Source organism: Mesorhizobium sp. M4A.F.Ca.ET.050.02.1.1, from assembly GCF_003997725.1.
GTDB lineage: Bacteria > Pseudomonadota > Alphaproteobacteria > Rhizobiales > Rhizobiaceae > Mesorhizobium.
The window spans coordinates 1-950 of record NZ_RZSG01001276.1 but is presented as its reverse complement, the minus strand read 5'-3'; the positions used below and the strand labels follow the sequence as shown (position 1 = coordinate 950).

General features: G+C 61.9%; 1 protein-coding gene. It reads left to right on the top strand.

Translation table 11 applies throughout. The features are described 5' to 3' along the window. Positions 1–950: 3-hydroxyacyl-CoA dehydrogenase family protein (locus EOA33_RS36910; protein WP_145989561.1), on the top strand; the 950-nt coding region annotated here is incomplete at both ends.

Genomic DNA, 950 nt, shown 5'->3' with positions numbered 1-950 from the left:
CCTGGTACCCTTCGACACCGCGCTCAAGATCGAGCAGCGCTACTTCACCGAGATCATGCAGACCAGCGAAGCGGCAGCGATGATCCGCTCGCTGTTCGTCTCGCTGCAGGAATTGAACAAGGGCGCGCGTCGCCCGGCCGGCGTGCCGGACACCAAGTTCAAGAAGATCGGCATCCTCGGCGCCGGCTTCATGGGCGCCGGCATCGCCTATGTCACGGCCAAGGCCGGCATTCCCGTCGTGCTGCTCGACCGCGACATGGAGTCGGCAGAAAAGGGCAAGGCGCATTCCGACAGCCTGATTTCTGATCAGGTCAAGAAGGGCCGCGCCAAGCCGGAAGAGAAGGACAAGTTGCTTTCGCTGATCACGCCGACGGCCGACTATGCCGACCTCGCCGGCTGCGATCTGGTGGTCGAGGCCGTGTTCGAGGATTCCGCCGTCAAGAAGAGCGCCACCGAAAAGGCGGAAGCGGTGCTGAAGTCGTCGGCGATCTTCGCCTCCAACACCTCGACCATCCCGATCACCTCGCTGGCGAAGAATTCGGCGCGACCGAAGAATTTTGTCGGCATCCACTTCTTCTCGCCGGTCGACAAGATGATGCTTGTCGAGATCATCCTCGGCAAGAAGACCGGCGACAAGGCGCTGGCGACCGCCATCGATTTTGTCCGCGCCATCAAGAAGACGCCGATCGTCGTCAACGACACGCGCGGCTTCTACGTCAATCGCTGCGTGCTGCGCTACATGTCGGAAGCCTACAAGATGCTGATCGAGGGTGTCCCGGTGGCGATGATCGAGAACGCCGCCAAGGCGGCCGGCATGCCGGTCGGTCCGCTGGCGCTGACCGACGAGACGGCGATCGACCTTGCCCAGAAGATCATGAAGCAGACGATCAGGGATATCGGCGAGAAGGCCGTCGATCCGAAGCAGATGGCGCTGATCAACACCATGGTCG